General features: G+C 63.6%; 18 protein-coding genes and 1 tRNA gene. 12 read left to right on the forward strand and 7 right to left on the reverse strand.

All coding sequences use genetic code 11. The features are described from left to right. Positions 1-28 precede the first annotated feature (28 nt). From P6U27_RS00395 to aroA, 6 genes are all read right to left on the reverse strand, one after another. Positions 29-415, reverse strand: coding sequence for a lipopolysaccharide assembly protein LapA domain-containing protein (locus tag P6U27_RS00395; RefSeq protein WP_129142369.1), 387 nt, complete (start codon positions 413-415; stop codon positions 29-31). A gap of 71 nt (positions 416-486) precedes the next feature. After that, complete coding sequence (locus P6U27_RS00400) at positions 487-792, reverse strand: integration host factor subunit beta (RefSeq protein WP_008539997.1); 306 nt, start codon at positions 790-792, stop codon at positions 487-489. A gap of 172 nt (positions 793-964) precedes the next feature. Next, positions 965-1,945, reverse strand: coding sequence for a signal peptide peptidase SppA (sppA, locus tag P6U27_RS00405; RefSeq protein ID WP_122400169.1), 981 nt, complete (start codon positions 1,943-1,945; stop codon positions 965-967). A 207-nt stretch (positions 1,946-2,152) separates the two neighbouring features. Further along, complete coding sequence (gene rpsA, locus P6U27_RS00410) at positions 2,153-3,859, reverse strand: 30S ribosomal protein S1 (RefSeq protein ID WP_162500044.1); 1,707 nt, start codon at positions 3,857-3,859, stop codon at positions 2,153-2,155. 269 nt (positions 3,860-4,128) lie between these two features. After that, complete coding sequence (gene cmk, locus P6U27_RS00415; protein ID WP_129142370.1) at positions 4,129-4,767, reverse strand: (d)CMP kinase; 639 nt, start codon at positions 4,765-4,767, stop codon at positions 4,129-4,131. Continuing rightward, a complete protein-coding gene (gene aroA, locus P6U27_RS00420; RefSeq protein ID WP_209296356.1) occupies positions 4,764-6,101 on the reverse strand; it encodes a 3-phosphoshikimate 1-carboxyvinyltransferase in 1,338 nt (445 codons plus the stop codon). Before aroA ends, cmk begins: the two co-directional genes overlap by 4 nt. A gap of 158 nt (positions 6,102-6,259) precedes the next feature. Between aroA and P6U27_RS00425 the strand changes: the two genes are divergently transcribed. The 3 genes from P6U27_RS00425 to P6U27_RS00435 all read left to right on the forward strand — a co-directional run bounded on the left by P6U27_RS00425 (position 6,260) and on the right by P6U27_RS00435 (position 7,275). Further along, positions 6,260-6,664: a TIGR02300 family protein gene (locus P6U27_RS00425; protein WP_122400173.1), complete on the forward strand. Its 405-nt coding sequence runs from the start codon at positions 6,260-6,262 to the stop codon at positions 6,662-6,664. A 96-nt stretch (positions 6,665-6,760) separates the two neighbouring features. Beyond that, positions 6,761-6,836, forward strand: a tRNA-Ala gene (locus tag P6U27_RS00430). 202 nt (positions 6,837-7,038) lie between these two features. Beyond that, positions 7,039-7,275: a GIY-YIG nuclease family protein gene (locus tag P6U27_RS00435; RefSeq protein ID WP_122406301.1), complete on the forward strand. Its 237-nt coding sequence runs from the start codon at positions 7,039-7,041 to the stop codon at positions 7,273-7,275. A gap of 3 nt (positions 7,276-7,278) precedes the next feature. On the opposite strand, the gene P6U27_RS00440 is transcribed toward P6U27_RS00435, so the two are convergent. Then, the gene (locus P6U27_RS00440; RefSeq protein WP_122400174.1) at positions 7,279-7,740 is read right to left on the reverse strand and encodes a MarR family winged helix-turn-helix transcriptional regulator; all 462 of its coding nucleotides are present in this window, start codon (positions 7,738-7,740) and stop codon (positions 7,279-7,281) included. Between the two features lie 156 nt (positions 7,741-7,896). Here P6U27_RS00440 and P6U27_RS00445 point away from each other — a divergent pair, with 156 nt between their 5' ends. From P6U27_RS00445 to P6U27_RS00485, 9 genes are all read left to right on the forward strand, one after another. Then, on the forward strand, positions 7,897-8,322 hold the full coding sequence (locus P6U27_RS00445; RefSeq protein ID WP_018645071.1) for an organic hydroperoxide resistance protein: 426 nt from the start codon (positions 7,897-7,899) through the stop codon (positions 8,320-8,322). A 175-nt stretch (positions 8,323-8,497) separates the two neighbouring features. Beyond that, positions 8,498-9,700, forward strand: coding sequence for a CaiB/BaiF CoA-transferase family protein (locus P6U27_RS00450; protein ID WP_209296355.1), 1,203 nt, complete (start codon positions 8,498-8,500; stop codon positions 9,698-9,700). Between the two features lie 220 nt (positions 9,701-9,920). Next, the gene (gene ugpB / locus P6U27_RS00455) at positions 9,921-11,237 is read left to right on the forward strand and encodes a sn-glycerol-3-phosphate ABC transporter substrate-binding protein UgpB (RefSeq protein WP_122400176.1); all 1,317 of its coding nucleotides are present in this window, start codon (positions 9,921-9,923) and stop codon (positions 11,235-11,237) included. A gap of 51 nt (positions 11,238-11,288) precedes the next feature. After that, a complete protein-coding gene (gene ugpA / locus P6U27_RS00460; RefSeq protein WP_122400177.1) occupies positions 11,289-12,170 on the forward strand; it encodes a sn-glycerol-3-phosphate ABC transporter permease UgpA in 882 nt (293 codons plus the stop codon). Further along, positions 12,170-13,018 (forward strand): sn-glycerol-3-phosphate ABC transporter permease UgpE, encoded by an 849-nt coding sequence (gene ugpE, locus P6U27_RS00465; RefSeq protein WP_122400178.1) that lies wholly within the window; start codon positions 12,170-12,172, stop codon positions 13,016-13,018. Before ugpA ends, ugpE begins: the two co-directional genes overlap by 1 nt. Before the next feature lie 6 nt (positions 13,019-13,024). Then, positions 13,025-14,113, forward strand: coding sequence for a sn-glycerol-3-phosphate import ATP-binding protein UgpC (locus P6U27_RS00470; RefSeq protein ID WP_122400179.1), 1,089 nt, complete (start codon positions 13,025-13,027; stop codon positions 14,111-14,113). Between the two features lie 341 nt (positions 14,114-14,454). Next, on the forward strand, positions 14,455-14,880 hold the full coding sequence (locus P6U27_RS00475) for an Hsp20 family protein (RefSeq protein WP_122400180.1): 426 nt from the start codon (positions 14,455-14,457) through the stop codon (positions 14,878-14,880). Between the two features lie 50 nt (positions 14,881-14,930). Further along, positions 14,931-15,203 (forward strand): DUF1150 domain-containing protein, encoded by a 273-nt coding sequence (locus P6U27_RS00480; protein WP_035704148.1) that lies wholly within the window; start codon positions 14,931-14,933, stop codon positions 15,201-15,203. A gap of 121 nt (positions 15,204-15,324) precedes the next feature. Continuing rightward, positions 15,325-15,633: a type II toxin-antitoxin system Phd/YefM family antitoxin gene (locus P6U27_RS00485; RefSeq protein WP_129142373.1), complete on the forward strand. Its 309-nt coding sequence runs from the start codon at positions 15,325-15,327 to the stop codon at positions 15,631-15,633. Positions 15,634-15,785 lie beyond the last annotated feature (152 nt).

A 15,785-nucleotide genomic window follows, 5' to 3' on the forward strand; every position in this document is an offset into this window, starting at 1 on the left:
AACGCAGGGTTTTTCGGTCGGGCCGCTTCTACAACGTCGCGCGCTGCTTGTCTCGCCCGATGGGCCCGTAAAGGCCTGTCCCGGAGGGAACGGGGAGGCGCTGCGCCTCGGGCCGTGCCGCCGCCGCATGGGCCTCGGCGAGTTCGCCCCGCGCAGCCCGGGCATCGGCCTCATGCCGGCGCGCGGCGCGCCGCCAGTGTCGCTGGCCGAACCAGACCGCACAGCCGCCCGCCACGACGCCCAGCCCCGCAACCAGGATCAGGAGCAGGAACAGCGGCATCGTAGCCGAGAACGAGGGGTCGTCGGAGACGAAGGGATCGAAGGAGACCGTGACGAATTGCCGGTTCGCCACCGCAAAGGTCACCATGATGAGGCCCAGCGGAATCACGATCAGCGCGGTCAGGAACTTTCGCATCTCGCTTCGCTCGCCTTGAATCCAGCTTCCGGCCGCATGCCGAGCGACCGCGGAAAACCCTGGCGCCGGCCTCAGTCCGCCGCGCCGGGATCCGGATGGTCGCGGTTCAGCCGCTCGCGCATTTCCTTGCCGGTCTTGAAGAACGGAACGCTCTTCTGATCGACGGGTACATGGGCGCCGGTGCGTGGATTGCGCCCTGCGCGCGCAGGGCGATGCTTGACCGAGAATGCACCGAAGCCGCGCAGCTCGACGCGATCGCCGCGTGCAAGCGCCGCTACGATCTCCTCGAGAATCGCATTCACAATGTTCTCGACATCCCGCTGGTACAGATGCGGGTTGTGCTCGGCGATACGCTGAACAAGTTCGGATTTGATCATCGAGAGATAGGACCCGGAAGCGTGCGGATGACCATTTCCGTGAAAATACCGTGATCTGTCAAGACGCTAAATCAAGGTTGAGCGTCGTGAAAATGCGTGACAAATGCCGAAAAAGCGGGCTGCGCCGGCACGCGTCAAACGGGAAAAACTTACGGAACTCGCCTGTCTCCGCTCAGTTTGACGCCGCCGGCTGCCACAACGCCAGCATTCCATCCATTCCGAGCCGATCGACCGCCTGCGCGACGCCGGTTTGCCCGATCTGGTGCGCAATCGAGCCCAAACCCAGCGCTTCCAGCGTCACGGCGGCCGCGGTCTTGAGGAACGACAGATCGCCAAAGCGCGGCTCGAGCTTGTAGTCGCGCACGGGAAGCCCCTTCTTGACGCTCTTGTGCTCGACCAGCCAGGTCACGGCCGTCTTCTCGTCGCCGATCTGGTCGATCAGCTTGAGATCGATCGCCTGGCGGCCGGTGAAGACGCGGCCATCGGCGACTTTTTCGAGCTGCGTGTCATCCATGCCACGCCTCTCCTTCACGAGGCCCTTGAACCAGGCATAGGAGTCCTTCACCAGCGCATCGAGCGCCGCGCGCGCTTCGGGACTTGTCGGCTCGAATCCGTTGGGTGCCGCCTTCAGCGGCGAGGACTTCACCTCCTCGACCTTGACGCCGATCGTCTTCAAGAGCTCGGAGACGTTGGGGTACTGGAACAGCACGCCGATCGAGCCCACCAGCGAGCTCTGCTGGGCGACGATGTGATCGCTCGCGATCGCCGTGATGTAGCCCCCGGAGGCGGCGAGGCCCTCGACCACGACGACGAGCGGCTTCTTCGCCTTCAGCCGCACGAGCGAGTCATAGAGCTGCTCGGAGCCGGCGGTGGTGCCGCCCGGTGAGTTGATATGAACGATCACGGCAGCGGCCTGCGAATCCTCCAGCCGCTCCAGCGCCTGCGTGCGATCGGAATCGCTGCGGATCAATCCCTCGATATGAACGCGCGCGATCGAGCCGGCGGATGCAAAGGTGCCGCGTGCTCCGGGTGTCGCAATCAGCGCGAAGCTCGCAATCGCCGCGATCGCGATCAGCGCGGCCATCACGCGCCAGAACGTCAGCTTGCGGCGGATCCTGCGGCGATCGACGATGATGTCCGAATCAAGCGACATCGGAATGTCTCCAAATGAAAGGCTGGGCGCGTTGTGCCGTCACAGCGTGACCAACGGCTTATCTGGATACATCAATTGGGGCGCAATTTGAAGAAATGAAGGCTTGGGAGCCCTGGTAGATGGGGTAACGGGCAATACGGCCGCCAAGCCAAACAAAAAAGCCCCGGCTCGCGCCGGGGCTTCGATGCAGCGAAACGAACGTTTCGCTTACTTGTTCTCGCGGTTCTTGAGCGCGGTGCCCAGGATGTCGCCGAGCGTCGCACCCGAATCGGAAGAGCCGTACTGCGCGATGGCTTCCTTCTCTTCGGCGACTTCGAGCGCCTTGATCGACACCTGGACCTTGCGGGCCTTCTTGTCGAACTGGATCACGCGGGCATCGACCTTTTCGCCGACAGCGAAGCGTTCGGCGCGCTGGTCGTTGCGGTCACGCGCGAGCTCGGAGCGCTTGATGAAGGTGGTGAAGTCGGTACCGGCGATCTTCACCTCGATGCCGCTCTCCTTCACTTCGAGCACTTCGCAGGTCACGACCGCGCCCTTCTTGACATCGCCCGGCTCGGCAAAGGGGTCGCCTTCGAGCTGCTTGATGCCGAGCGAGATGCGCTCCTTCTCGACGTCCACATCGAGCACCACGGCCTTCACCATGTCGCCCTTCTTGTAGTTGTCGATCACCTGCTCGCCCGGAAGCTTCCAGTCGAGGTCGGAGAGGTGGACCATGCCATCGACGTCGCCCTCGAGGCCCAGGAACAGACCGAACTCGGTCTTGTTCTTGACCTCGCCCTCGACCACCGAACCGGTCGGGTGCTTCTCGACGAAGACCTCCCAGGGGTTGCGCATGGTCTGCTTGAGGCCGAGCGAGATGCGGCGCTTGACGGAATCGACTTCCAGCACCTGCACGTCGACTTCCTGCGAGGTCGAGACGATCTTGCCGGGATGCATGTTCTTCTTGGTCCACGACATCTCGGAGACGTGGATCAGGCCTTCGATGCCCGGCTCGAGCTCGACGAACGCACCGTAGTCGGTAATGTTGGTGACGCGGCCGGTGAAGCGGGCACCCAGCGGGTACTTGGCTTCGATGCCCTGCCACGGGTCGTCCAGCAGCTGCTTCATGCCCAGCGAGATGCGGTGCGTCTCGTGGTTGATCTTGATGATCTTGACCTTCACGGTCTGGCCGATCGAGAGCACCTCGGTCGGATGGTTGACGCGGCGCCATGCGATGTCGGTGACGTGCAGCAGGCCGTCGATGCCGCCGAGGTCAACGAACGCACCGTAATCGGTGATGTTCTTGACCACGCCGTCGATGACCTGACCCTCTTCGAGGTTCTGCACCAGCTCCTGGCGCTGCTCGGCGCGGGTCTCTTCCAGCACCGTGCGGCGGGACACGACGATGTTGCCGCGGCGGCGGTCCATCTTGAGGATCTGGAACGGCTGCGAGTTGTTCATCAGCGGCGCAACGTCGCGGATCGGACGGATGTCGACCTGCGAGCGCGGCAGGAACGCCACGGCACCGTCGAGGTCGACGGTGAAGCCGCCCTTGACCTGGTTGAAGATGACGCCGTTGACCTTCTCGTTGTTCTGGAACGCCTTCTCGAGCTTGCCCCAGCTCTCTTCGCGACGCGCCTTGTCGCGCGACAGCACGGCTTCGCCGAGGGCGTTTTCGATGCGATCGAGGAACACTTCCACCTCGTCGCCGACCTTGAGGTCGCTCTCACGGCCGGGGCCCGAAAATTCGCGCAAGGCAACGCGGCCCTCGGTCTTCAGGCCGACGTCGATGACGGCCATGTCCTTTTCAATTGCAACCACCTTGCCCTTGACGACGGAGCTTTCCTGCAGGTTGCCGCCTGCGAAGGACTCGTCGAGCATCGCGGCGAAATCGTCGCGCGAGGGGCTATAGGTATCAGCAGAAGTCGAAGCCATTTGTTCTCCAGTTGCGGATGTCTTGCCGGCCGTTGGGTTCATGGGCGCATCGCACACGCAGTGTCGGAAGGTCCGCAAAACCTTCGAGCGACCGCTCGCTGCTCCGGCTTTGCAGCGGAACAGCGGAGGCGGGCCGGCTGAGGCCCGCGCGTTCGATACGTGGAAATCTTTGTCCGGAGCCTGGATCGCGCCGGCCCCGAAACGAGGGGACCGAAGATATCGACATCAAAGAGACGGGAGCGGGCGCTTCCTCCAATGACGGCTGCGGCTTAACCCCGCGACCGGCCCGCTCGGACGGCCTCGATAATGTCGATGGCGGCCCGGACGCCGCCTTCTATATCCAGTTGGGAGTTATCTAGCAAGTAAGCATCCGGGGCCGGTCTTAAAGGCGCAACCGGCCGGTTCTTGTCGCGTTCGTCGCGCTGGATGATGTCCGCGAGCACGGCCGCCTCATCGGCCTCTTCCCCCCTCGCCCTGGCCTCCATGGTCCGGCGATGGGCGCGGACCTTGGGATCGGCGACGACGAATATCTTCACGTCGGCATGGGGGCAGATCACGGTTCCAATGTCCCGGCCATCGAGCACGGCGCCGGGCGGATCGGCAGCGAATTGCCGCTGGAAATTGACCAGGACCTCGCGGACCCGCGAGATCGCCGAGACGATCGAGGCGCCCTCGCCGACCTTCTGGGTCTTCAGCACCGGATTGCCGAACTTTTCGGGATCGAGCTCCAGCGCCGCCGCCACCGCCGCCGCTTCATCGCGGAGATCGTGACCGGACTGCATCAGCTCGTAAGCCACGGCGCGATAGATGACCCCGGTATCGAGATGACGATAGCCGTAATGGTGGGCGAGGCGCTTGCCGAGCGTCCCCTTGCCCGAGGCTGCGGGCCCGTCGATGGCGATGATCATGAAAACTCGGCCCCTAGCGAACGCATCATCGGAATGAAGTCCGGGAAACTGGTGGCGATGAAGGCGGTGTCGTCGACGGTCACCGGCTGATCGGAGGCACAGCCCATCACCAGCGCGGACATCGCGATGCGATGGTCCATGTGGGTGGCGACAGTGCCGCCGCCGGGGACATGGCCGCGGCCCTCGACGATAAGATCGTCGCCGGAGACCCCGACCTTGACGCCGTTGACGCGGAGCATGGCGGCGGTGGCCTCCAGGCGGTCGGATTCCTTGACGCGCAGCTCCTGCAGGCCGCGCATGATCGTCGTGCCTTCGGCGAAGGACGCCGCCACTGCCAGCACCAGATATTCGTCGATCATCGACGGCGCGCGCTCCGGCGGCACCTCGACGCCGCGCAGCTTTGACGCGCGCACGCGCAGGCGCGCCATCGGCTCGCCGGCATCGCCGCGCACTTCACTCTCCTCGATGAAGGCGCCCATTTCGCGTAGCGTCGTGAACAGGCCTGTGCGCAGCGGATTGGTCATGACGTCGGACAGCACGATGTCGGAGCCCTCGACGATCAGCGCCGCGACGATTGGGAAGGCGGCCGATGAGGGGTCGGCGGGCACGACGACATTGGCGCCATGCAGCTCGGGCTGACCCACCAGCGTGATGCGGCGGCCGTGCTGACCTTCCTGCACCGAGGTGATGTCCGCGCCAAAATGCTTCAGCATCAGCTCGGTGTGGTCGCGGCTGGCCTCGGTCTCGATCACGGTCGTGGTGCCCGGCGCAGCCAGGCCTGCCAGCAGCACGGCCGACTTGATCTGGGCGGAGGCGACCGGGGTCTTGTACGTGATCGGAAGCGGATCGCGCGCGCCCTGGAGGGTCAGCGGCAGACGCCCGCCCTCTCCGCCGGAGACGACCTTCGCACCCATCTTTTCGAGCGGATCGAGGATCCGGCGCATGGGGCGGCTGCGCAGCGAGGCGTCGCCGTCGAACACCGCCGAGATCGGGCAGCCGGCAACGGCGCCCATGACGAGGCGGCAGCCGGTGCCGGAGTTGCCGAAATCCAGCGGCGCCTTGGGCTGGGCAAATCCCCCGACTCCGACCCCGTTTACCTTCCAGGCGAAATCTCCGGTCCGTTCGACGCTGGCACCGAGTGCCTGCATGGATTTGGCGGTGTTGAGGACGTCCTCGCCCTCCAAGAGGCCCGAAATCCTGGTCTCGCCGACCGCGAGCGCACCCAGGATGAGGGCACGATGGGAGATCGACTTGTCGCCGGGCACCCGTACTTTCCCGGTCAGGGCACCGCTGGCGCGAGACTGGAGCGGCCTCGGTTGGTCGGAATGGGTCAAGATTGTGTCCTTGAATAGGCCCTATGGGGCTGGGCGCACCTACCACATGGTCCGAGCCCCGTCACGAGCATGTCTTTCTCTCGTAATGCGCTATTGACAGCCGGCCGCCAACTAGCCAAGTGAAGCACCGCTTTTCAGACATTCCCAGGATTCCTGCCGTGGCCAAGTCCGAACTCGGAACCAAACGTATTTGCCCGACCACGGGCAAGAAGTTCTATGACCTCAACAAGAATCCGGTGATCTCGCCCTACACCGGCGAGGTGGTGCCGATTGCGCCGATTGCGCCCGCGCGCGCACGGGGCGGCGATACCCGCAACATGGCCCAGGACACCGCGCCGGAGCCGGCCGAGGCCGAGGAGTTGGTCTCGCTCGAGGAGGCCGATGCCGAGGAGAGCACCGGCAAGGTCAAGGCTGTCGTGCCCGAATCCGAGGACGATATCGAGGTCGATGAGACCCTCGACGACGACGATGACGATGATTCGACCTTCATTGCCGACGAGGAAGAGGGCGATGAGGACGTGACAGACATCATTGGTGATGTCGGAGGTGATGAAGAGACTTGAGATCAGCCCTGATCTGTGAAAAAGGGTGCACCGCGCGAGTCGCCAAGGGCTCGCCGGTCCGGGGGATCAACCAGGTTCACCCCGGTTAAGGACTAAGGGGCCATAGCTCAGCTGGGAGAGCGCTTGCATGGCATGCAAGAGGTCGGCGGTTCGATCCCGCCTGGCTCCACCAGCCTTCGCTGGCTTCGCCGGCTTCGGCTCGGCAAGCCCTATCGTAGCGAGGGCTGCCGCGGCGTAGCCCGAAGAGCGAAGCCGGGCTTTATTCGCAAGCCTTCAGTTCGCGAGCTTCGGCTCCGCAAGCGCTTCATGGCGAAGCCAGGCTTTTGCAGGACAAAAGCGGGTGTAAGCTCTCCTCGACAACTGAGGAGTGTGCCGTGAAGTACGTCTACATCCTTGAGAGCCTTAATTCCCTTCATTTCCACGTCGGGATCACCGATGATCTGCGCGCCCGACTGACAAAGCACAATGCTGGCGAGGTGCCTCACACCTCGAAGTATGGGCCTTGGCGTCTCAAGACTTACATCGCGTTTAGCAACGAGAAGCAGGCCATCGCATTCGAGAAGCACCTGAAGTCGGCACCCGGCCGCGCCTTCGCCAAGAAGCGCCTCTAACCCCTAATCCCCGATCACCGCATTCAGCCGATCGCGCAGCGCGACGATCTCGTCTTTCATGGCGACCAGCTCCGGCACCGAGCAGTCCGTCGCCGCCAGAATCGACTGCGGCACGCTGCGCGCCTTCTCCCTCAGCGCATGGCCCTGCGGCGTCAGCGCGATCAGCACCTGACGCTCGTCCTCGCTCGAGCGGGTGCGCTTGACGAGATGGGCGGCCTCGAGCCGCTTGAGCAGCGGCGTCAGCGTGCCCGAATCCAGGAACAGCTTCTCGCCGATCTCCTTGACCGGCACGTCGTCGCGCTCCCACAGCACCAGCATCACCAGATATTGCGGGTAGGTCAGGCCGAGCCGGTCGAGCAGCGGCTTGTAGACGCGGTTGAAGGCGTGCGCGGCGGAATAGACCGCGAAGCAGATCTGGTTGTCGAGCCGCAGCGGCGCGTCCGCTGCCGATGGTTTCCGGGCCATGGGAATCTCATGAGGATAGCCCCATTGTGGGACCGCGCGGCACGACATTCAATTGCGAACAATTAAATGTGAGGCCTGACAATTTCAATTGCACACAATCTAATTGCCTGCAATAAAAGATCGCACCCCAACCCGGAAAGACCCGAGGAGACGAAAATGTCCGTGAACGTCCTCTACAAGACCAGCGCCAAGGCGACCGGCGGCCGCGACGGCCATGCCGCCACCCTCGACGGCGCGCTCGACGTCAAGCTCACCACGCCGAAGGAGCTCGGCGGCGGGGGCGGCGCCGGCAACAATCCCGAGCAGCTGTTCGCTGCCGGCTATGCCGCCTGTTTCATCGGCGCGATGAAATTCGTGGCCTCGCAGGGCGGCCCCAAGGTTCCCGCCGACGCCTCCGTCACCTCGACCGTCGGCATCGGCCCGCGCTCCGAAGGCGGCTTCGGCCTCGACATCGATCTCGCCGTCTCGCTGCCGGGCCTTGCCCGCGCGGAGGCCGAGGCGCTGGTCGCGAAAGCGCACCAGGTGTGCCCGTACTCCAATGCCACGCGCGGCAATGTCGACGTTCGCCTGACGGTCGTCTGATCGAAAGGGCGGATGGGCTGGCCCGGGATCCCCTCGGGCCGGCCGCTTCCGTTGATTTCCCACATCGCGGGATTGCGCGGCGGCGGTGCATGCGGCCCTACGTGCGGCGCCATTGCGGGCGCAAAAAAACCTCGCTAGGCCTGTGATCAAACGTCGATACAGGAGAAGCGAAGGCATGACTGAAGCGGCAACGGGTGCCATGAGCGGACTGCGCGTCATCGATCTCACGCGCGTGCTCGGAGGTCCCTACTGCACCCAGATCCTCGCCGACCACGGCGCCGACGTCATCAAGGTCGAGCCGCCCGCGGGCGACGAGGTGCGCGAATGGGGCCCTCCCTTCCATGAGGAAGACGCGGCCTATTTCGTCGGCATCAACCGCAACAAGCGCTCGATCGGCCTCGACCTCGCCTCCGAGGGCGGCCGCGTCGTGCTGCTGAAGATGCTGGAGACGGCCGACGTCCTGATCGAGAATTTCAAGCCGGGCACACTGGAGAAATGGGGCATCGGCAACGAGGTGTTGCGCGAAAGATTTCCGCGCCTCGTGCATTGCCGGATCTGCGGCTTCGGTGCCGACGGCCCGCGTGGCGGCAATCCGGGCTATGACGCCATCGTCCAGGCCATGACCGGCATGATCGCGGCGACCGGATCGCCCGAGAGCGGGCCGATGCGGATCGGCGTGCCCTTGGTCGACATCACCACGGGACTTTATGCGGCGATCGGCATCCTGATGGCGCTGTCGGAGCGGCAGCGTTCGGGCAAGGGCCAGTTCCTGGAGACGACGCTGTACGAGACCGGGCTTGCCATCATGCATCCGCACACCGCGAATTATTTCATGCATGGCAAGCCGCCTGGTCTCACCGGCAACGAGCATCCCAACCTCGTGCCTTACGCGATCTTCCCTACCAAGACCGACGACATCTTCATCGGCGTCGGCAATGACGGCACCTTCCGCAAGCTGGCGAAAGAGATCGGCAAACCCGAGCTCGGCACCGACCCGCGCTTTGCCCGCAACAAGGACCGCATCGCCAATCGCGAGGCGCTGCGCGCCGAGCTTGCCGCAGTGTTCAGTCAGCACGAGGCCGAGCCGCTGTGCAATCGCCTGCTCGCGGCCGGCCTGCCCGCAGGTCCGGTGCAGAAGATCGATCAGGCGTTGACGAATCCGCACACGATCTACCGCGGCGATATCATCGAGAAGGACTGGTACAAGGGCGTGGCCTCGCCGATCCGGCTCGACCGCAGCAAGCCGAGCCTGCGGCGCGTGCCGCCGAAATTCAGCCAGCACGCCGCGGAGGTGCTGGGTGAGTTCGGCTACTCCAAGGCCGAGATCGACGCGATGGTCGAGAAGGGCACCGTTTGCGGTCCCGAGCGCAAGCGCTAGCGACCACCTCCTCCGTCAACGAATGATGCCGCAGTGCGGCGCGGGCACGATAATGCACCGCGAACGGACGAGGCTGCCCGATCCGTCTTCGCCTATTTGACGACTTCCCATTTGGCAGCGCTTGCTGCTTTCGTTTCTCCCGCTTACACAGTCATGTGAACGTCATATGGCGCTGCTAGCGCAAGCGCTTCTTTAGTGACGGGCAAGGGAGGTTTTCTTGATGGCTCTTCGACATATTGGCGCGGCTGCTGCTGTTGCACTCACGGTTGGTCTCGGCTCCTCGCCGGCACTCGCCGTGACCGAAATCCAGTGGTGGCACGCGATGACCGGCGCCAACAACGACGTCATCGTCAAGCTCGCCAACGATTTCAACGCCGCGCAGAGCGACTACAAGGTGATCCCGACCTACAAGGGCAACTACGCCGACACGATGAACGCCGGCATCGCCGCGTTCCGCGCCGGCAACGCGCCGCACATCATGCAGGTGTTCGAGGTCGGCACCGCCACCATGATGGCCGCGACCGGCGCCGTGAAGCCGGTGTACAAGCTGATGGCCGAGACCGGCGAGAAGTTCGATCCGAAGGCCTATCTGCCCGCGATCACCGGCTATTACTCGACCTCGAAGGGCGAGATGCTGTCCTTCCCCTTCAACTCGTCGTCGACGGTGATGTGGGTCAACCTCGATGAGCTGAAAAAGGCCAATGTCGCGATTCCGAAGACCTGGCCCGAAGTGTTCGACGCCGCCAAGAAGCTGAAGGCGGCCGGCCACGCCACCTGCGGCTTTTCCAACTCCTGGGTCACCTGGGTCAATCTCGAGCAACTCTCCGCCTGGCACAACGTGCCGTTGTCGACGAAGGCCAACGGGCTCGACGGCTTCGACACCGTGCTGGAGTTCAACGGACCTCTCCAGGTCAAGCATCTCGAAAACCTGGTCGAGCTCCAGAAGGACAAGACCTACGACTATGCCGGCCGCACCAACACCGGCGAGGGCCGCTTCACGTCGGGCGAATGCCCGCTCTACCTGACCTCGTCGGCGTTCTTCGGCAACGTCAAGGCGCAGGCCAAGTTCGCCTTCACCGCGGTGCCGATGCCCTATTATCCCGACGTCAAGGGCGCGCCGCAGAACTCGATCATCGGCGGTGCCTCGCTCTGGGTGATGGGCGGCAAGTCGGCTGACGAATACAAGGGCGTCGCAAAATTCCTGACCTTCCTCTCGGATACCGATCGCCAGGTCTACATCCACAAGGCTTCGGGCTATCTGCCGATCACCAAGGCGGCGTATGAGAAGGCGAAGGCGGAAGGCTTCTACAAGGACCAGCCGTATCTGGAGACGCCGCTGCTCGAGCTGACCAACAAGGAGCCGACCGAGAATTCGCGCGGCCTGCGCCTCGGCAACATGGTGCAGCTCCGTGACGTCTGGGCGGAAGAGATCGAGCAGGCGCTGGCGGGCAAGAAGACCGCCAAGCAGGCGCTGGATGCGGCCGTCGAGCGCGGCAACACCATGCTGCGCCAGTTCGAAAAGACCGCCGTGAAGTAAGGCGACGAGCGGCAGGCCGGTCAACCCGGCCTGCCGCCCCCCGCGGGCATCATGCAAAAGCAAGCCATTTTCCAATCCAAGCTATTGCCTTATGCGCTGGTTGCGCCGCAGCTCGCGATCGTCCTGATTTTCTTCTACTGGCCGGCCTTGCAGGCGCTGATCCAGTCCTTCCTGCTCCAGGACGCCTTCGGCCTGTCGAGCAGCTTCGTCTGGTTCGACAACTATCTCGAGCTGTTCAGGGAGCGCGCCTATTTCGAGGCGATCGTCCGCACCTTCTTCTTCTCGTTCGCCATCGCGGTGTCGTCGCTGTCGTTTGCGCTGCTGCTCGCCGTGATGGCGGACAAGCCGCTGCGCGGCTCGCTGCTCTACCGGACGCTGCTGATCTGGCCCTATGCGGTGGCGCCGCCGGTCGTCGGCGTGCTCTGGATCTTCATGCTGCATCCCTCGCTCGGCGTGCTCTCGCGGTATTTGCGCGCCCTCGGCATCGACTGGAATCCGCTGCTCGACGGCGACCAGGCCGCAGCGCTGATCATCCTCGCCGCCGCCTGGAAGCAGATCTCCTACAACTTCCTGTTCTTCCTCGCCGGCCTGCAGAGCATCCCGAGAAGCGTGCTCGAGGCTGCCGCGATCGACGGCGCGCGCCCGATGCGCAGGTTCTGGACCGTGACCTTCCCGCTGCTGTCGCCGACCATCTTCTTCCTCTTGGTCGTCAACATCGTCTACGCCTTCTTCGACACGTTCGGCATCATCGACACCATGACCCGCGGCGGTCCCGGCAAGTCGACGGAAACGCTGGTCTACAAGGTCTATTCCGACGGCCTGCTCGGCGGCAATCTCGGCAGCTCGGCGGCGCAGTCGGTGATCCTGATGATCATGGTGATCGTGCTGACGGGCATCCAGTTCCGCTTCGTCGAACGCAAGGTGACCTACTGATGGTCGAGGAAGAAGGCTTTCGGCGCTACGTCGCGCATGTCATCCTCTGGATCGGGATCGCGATCGTCGCCTTCCCCGTCTACATCGCGATCGTCGCCTCGACCCAGGACAACGCGCTGATCGCGAACGGGCAGATGTCGCTGCTGCCCGGCGGCCACTTCTTCGAGACTTACTATCAGACCATCTTCGTCGGCACGAGCGGCTCGACCCGCGAGCCCGTCGGCAACATGATGCTGAACTCGCTGATAACGGCGCTGCTGATCGCGGTCGGCAAGATCGCGATCTCGATCATCTCGGCCTATGCGATCGTGTATTTCCGCTTCCCGTTCCGGATGCCGATCTTCTGGCTCATCTTCATCACGTTGATGCTGCCGGTCGAGGTGCGCATCTATCCGACCTACAAGATCGTCGCCGATCTGCATATGCTCGACAGCTATGCCGGCCTGTCGCTGCCGCTGATCGCATCGGCCACCGCGACGCTGCTGTTCCGCCAGTTCTTCATGACGGTGCCGGACGAATTGCTGGAGGCCTCGCGCATCGACGGCGCAGGTCCCTTGCGCTTCTTCTGGGATACGCTGCTGCCGCTGTCGCGCACCAACATGGCCGCGCTGTTCGTGATCCTGTTCATCCTCGGCTGGAATCAATATCTCTGGCCGCTCTTGATCACCACGCGCGACGACATGCAGACGATCCAGATCGGCATCCGCAAGATGATCACCACCACCGACGCGCTGACCGAATGGCCGATCGTGATGGCAACCGCCGTGCTCGCCATGCTGCCGCCGGTGTTCGTCGTCGTCGTGATGCAGAAGCTATTCGTGCGCGGCCTCGTCGAGACGGAGAAGTAGAGATTTATGGCTAACGTCACCCTGCGCAACGTCCGCAAGACCTACACCGGCGGCTTCGAGGCCATCAAAGGCGTCAACGTCGATGTCGGCGACGGACAGTTCTGCGTGCTGGTCGGACCAAGCGGCTGCGGCAAGTCCACGCTGCTGCGCATGGTCGCAGGGCTCGAGACCGTCACCGGCGGCGAGATCGACATCGGCGGGCGCGTCGTCAACCAGATCGAGCCCGCCGACCGCGACATCGCGATGGTGTTCCAGAACTACGCGCTCTATCCGCATATGAGCGTGTACAACAACATGGCCTATGGCTTGCGCAACCGCGGCATGGCGGAAGCCGAGATCAAGACGCGCGTCGAGGAAGCCGCGCGCGTGCTCGAATTGTCCGCCATGCTGGAGCGCAAGCCGCGCCAGCTCTCCGGCGGCCAGCGCCAGCGCGTCGCCATGGGCCGCGCCATCGTGCGCCAGCCGAAAGTGTTTCTGTTCGACGAGCCGCTCTCCAACCTCGATGCCAAGCTGCGCATCGCGATGCGGGTCGAGATCCGCAAATTGCAGCGCCGGCTCAACACGACGTCGATCTACGTCACCCACGACCAGCTCGAGGCGATGACGCTCGCCGACATTCTCGTCGTGATGAACGGCGGCCAGGTCGAGCAGGTCGGCAACCCGCTGGCGATCTACGAGAAGCCGGCGACCACCTTCGTCGCCTCCTTCATCGGCGCGCCGCCGATGAATCTGATGTCGACCCGGCCCGAGGAGATCCGGTCGCAGCTCGCCGGCAGTGCTGCGGCCGACGCCGGCATCCTCGGCATCCGCCCGGAGGATTTCGTCATCACCGACGAGACGCCCGCCGGCGGCGTCGCCCTGCCGCTCACCGTGGAGGCGATCGAGCGCGTCGGCGCCGAAACCTTCGTCTACGGCTCGCGCCAGCAGGAAGACCAGCGCGTCGCCGCCACGCCAGGCGAACTGCCGCCCGGCGAAGTCATCGTCCGCATTCCCGGAACCGAAGCCCCCGCCATCGGCGCGAAAATCCGCGTCGCGGCGGTGCAGAGCAAGCTGCATTTGTTCAGCGGCGACGGGCGGAAGCGGATCGAGGCCTGACGGGTTCCGAAAGGAGTCCGATCAAAACCGTGAAAACAACCCCATGCACAGTAGAAGGGGCTTTGTTTTCGTTGGGGAAATTCGGCGGCAGATTCGTCATGCCCGGGCTTGTCACGGGCATCCACATTCTTGGTGCCGCGAGGAAGGTCGTGGATGGCCGCGACGAGCCCGGCCATGACGCCTAATGCGATGCTCTGGGCCTGACGATGGTGGCGTCGGCCCATCCACAGGCCCCGGCTACGTCCTTGAACCCACACATGGATATGCCCATATTGCTGACCAAGGGGTGCCTTGACGGGCCCTGAAACACCAAAGTCGCTTCTGCGAGGACTTTGTAAACTATGTCTCGTGTTCCAACGCTCTCCAGTCCCTTCCTGCTGGGCTTCGACGAGATCGAGCGCGTGCTCGACCGCGTCGTCAAAGGCGCCGACGGCTACCCTCCCTACAATATCGAGAGGTGTGACCGCACGGACGGCCAGCCCGAGCGTTTGCGCATCACGCTGGCGGTTGCCGGATTCACGCGCGACCAACTCGATGTAACCATTGAGGAAAACCAGCTCGTGATCCGCGGGCGGCAGCAGGACGAAAAGACCCGGCAATACATCCATCGCGGCATCGCCGCGCGCCACTTCCAGCGCACCTTCGTGCTGGCTGAGGGGATGCTGGTGCTGGGTGCGGATCTGAAGAACGGGCTGTTGTCGATCGATCTGGCCCGGCCTGAACCGGAGCGGATCGTTAAGACAATCGCTATCAATGAGCACGAATAATGGAACGAGTAGCGGACTCGACCGCTTAGTGTTCCAGAGGAGTCGAGACCATGAGTGAAGGTCACGTTGCGTTCGAATACGAAGCCAAGAACGTCTCTCCGGAGACGCTGGCGACCCTGGGCGAAGGCCATATCGCCTATGTGAAGCAGATCCGCTCCGAGGACGTGCCGGACCTGTTCCCCGAGGCGCCCAAGATTGCGCCGGGTCTCAAGCTGTTCGCGCTCCACGCCGCCGACGGCACGCCGATCATGTTGACCGACAGCCGCGAAGCCGCAATCGCCAACGCCTGGAGCAACGAGCTGCAAGCGGTGAGCGTGCACTGAGCACGCGCGTCGCAGGAATAGAGTTTTGACGGGCATGCCTTCGCACGAAGGCGTGCCCGTTTCACTTTGACGACGAATTCGGATACTCTAAAATCTGGTTGATCCGACCAGAAAGCGCAACATGGCGGCAAAGCCCCCCTCTTCAAAGCCCCCCTCTTCGAAGAAGGGTCTTCAATCGAGACGATGGAGCCTTCAGGATGCGAAAACGCATCTGAGCCACATCGTCAGAGAGGCCCAACGCTCTGGACCACAGCGCGTGACGCCGCACGGGAAGGACGCCGCGGTGATTGTCGCGGCAGAGGAATTTGACCGCCTTCAGCGGCCCGTAAGCGGCCGCGATATCGCTGTCGCCCTTGCCAAGTCTCCATTGGGCGACCTGGAGTTCGAACGCCTGACGATCAAGTCCAAGGTTCGGGACGTCGAGCTTTGAGGGGATGGCTGCTCGATACCAAACGTGGTTTCGGAACTACGCAGGCCGAAACCCAACCCTGATGAGCGAATTTTGCCGCCACACGTTCGGACAACCGGATTTGTTCATCGCGTCCATCGCCGCTTCACAGGACCTGATCGTGGTTACACGCG

The sequence above is a fragment of the Bradyrhizobium sp. STM 3566 genome (assembly GCF_045571445.1).
GTDB classification, from domain to species: domain Bacteria; phylum Pseudomonadota; class Alphaproteobacteria; order Rhizobiales; family Xanthobacteraceae; genus Bradyrhizobium; species Bradyrhizobium vignae.

Coding starts and splice junctions, on each gene's coding strand:
- P6U27_RS00395 (WP_129142369.1), bottom strand. CDS start 415: ATGCGAAAGTTCCTGACCGCGCTGATCGTGATTCCGCTGGGCCTCATC.
- P6U27_RS00400 (WP_008539997.1), bottom strand. CDS start 792: ATGATCAAATCCGAACTTGTTCAGCGTATCGCCGAGCACAACCCGCAT.
- sppA (WP_122400169.1), bottom strand. CDS start 1,945: ATGTCGCTTGATTCGGACATCATCGTCGATCGCCGCAGGATCCGCCGC.
- rpsA (WP_162500044.1), bottom strand. CDS start 3,859: ATGGCTTCGACTTCTGCTGATACCTATAGCCCCTCGCGCGACGATTTC.
- cmk (WP_129142370.1), bottom strand. CDS start 4,767: ATGATCATCGCCATCGACGGGCCCGCAGCCTCGGGCAAGGGGACGCTC.
- P6U27_RS00440 (WP_122400174.1), bottom strand. CDS start 7,740: ATGGCCCGGAAACCATCGGCAGCGGACGCGCCGCTGCGGCTCGACAAC.
- P6U27_RS00445 (WP_018645071.1), top strand. CDS start 7,897: ATGTCCGTGAACGTCCTCTACAAGACCAGCGCCAAGGCGACCGGCGGC.
- P6U27_RS00450 (WP_209296355.1), top strand. CDS start 8,498: ATGACTGAAGCGGCAACGGGTGCCATGAGCGGACTGCGCGTCATCGAT.
- ugpB (WP_122400176.1), top strand. CDS start 9,921: ATGGCTCTTCGACATATTGGCGCGGCTGCTGCTGTTGCACTCACGGTT.
- ugpA (WP_122400177.1), top strand. CDS start 11,289: ATGCAAAAGCAAGCCATTTTCCAATCCAAGCTATTGCCTTATGCGCTG.
- ugpE (WP_122400178.1), top strand. CDS start 12,170: ATGGTCGAGGAAGAAGGCTTTCGGCGCTACGTCGCGCATGTCATCCTC.
- P6U27_RS00470 (WP_122400179.1), top strand. CDS start 13,025: ATGGCTAACGTCACCCTGCGCAACGTCCGCAAGACCTACACCGGCGGC.
- P6U27_RS00475 (WP_122400180.1), top strand. CDS start 14,455: ATGTCTCGTGTTCCAACGCTCTCCAGTCCCTTCCTGCTGGGCTTCGAC.
- P6U27_RS00480 (WP_035704148.1), top strand. CDS start 14,931: ATGAGTGAAGGTCACGTTGCGTTCGAATACGAAGCCAAGAACGTCTCT.
- P6U27_RS00485 (WP_129142373.1), top strand. CDS start 15,325: ATGGCGGCAAAGCCCCCCTCTTCAAAGCCCCCCTCTTCGAAGAAGGGT.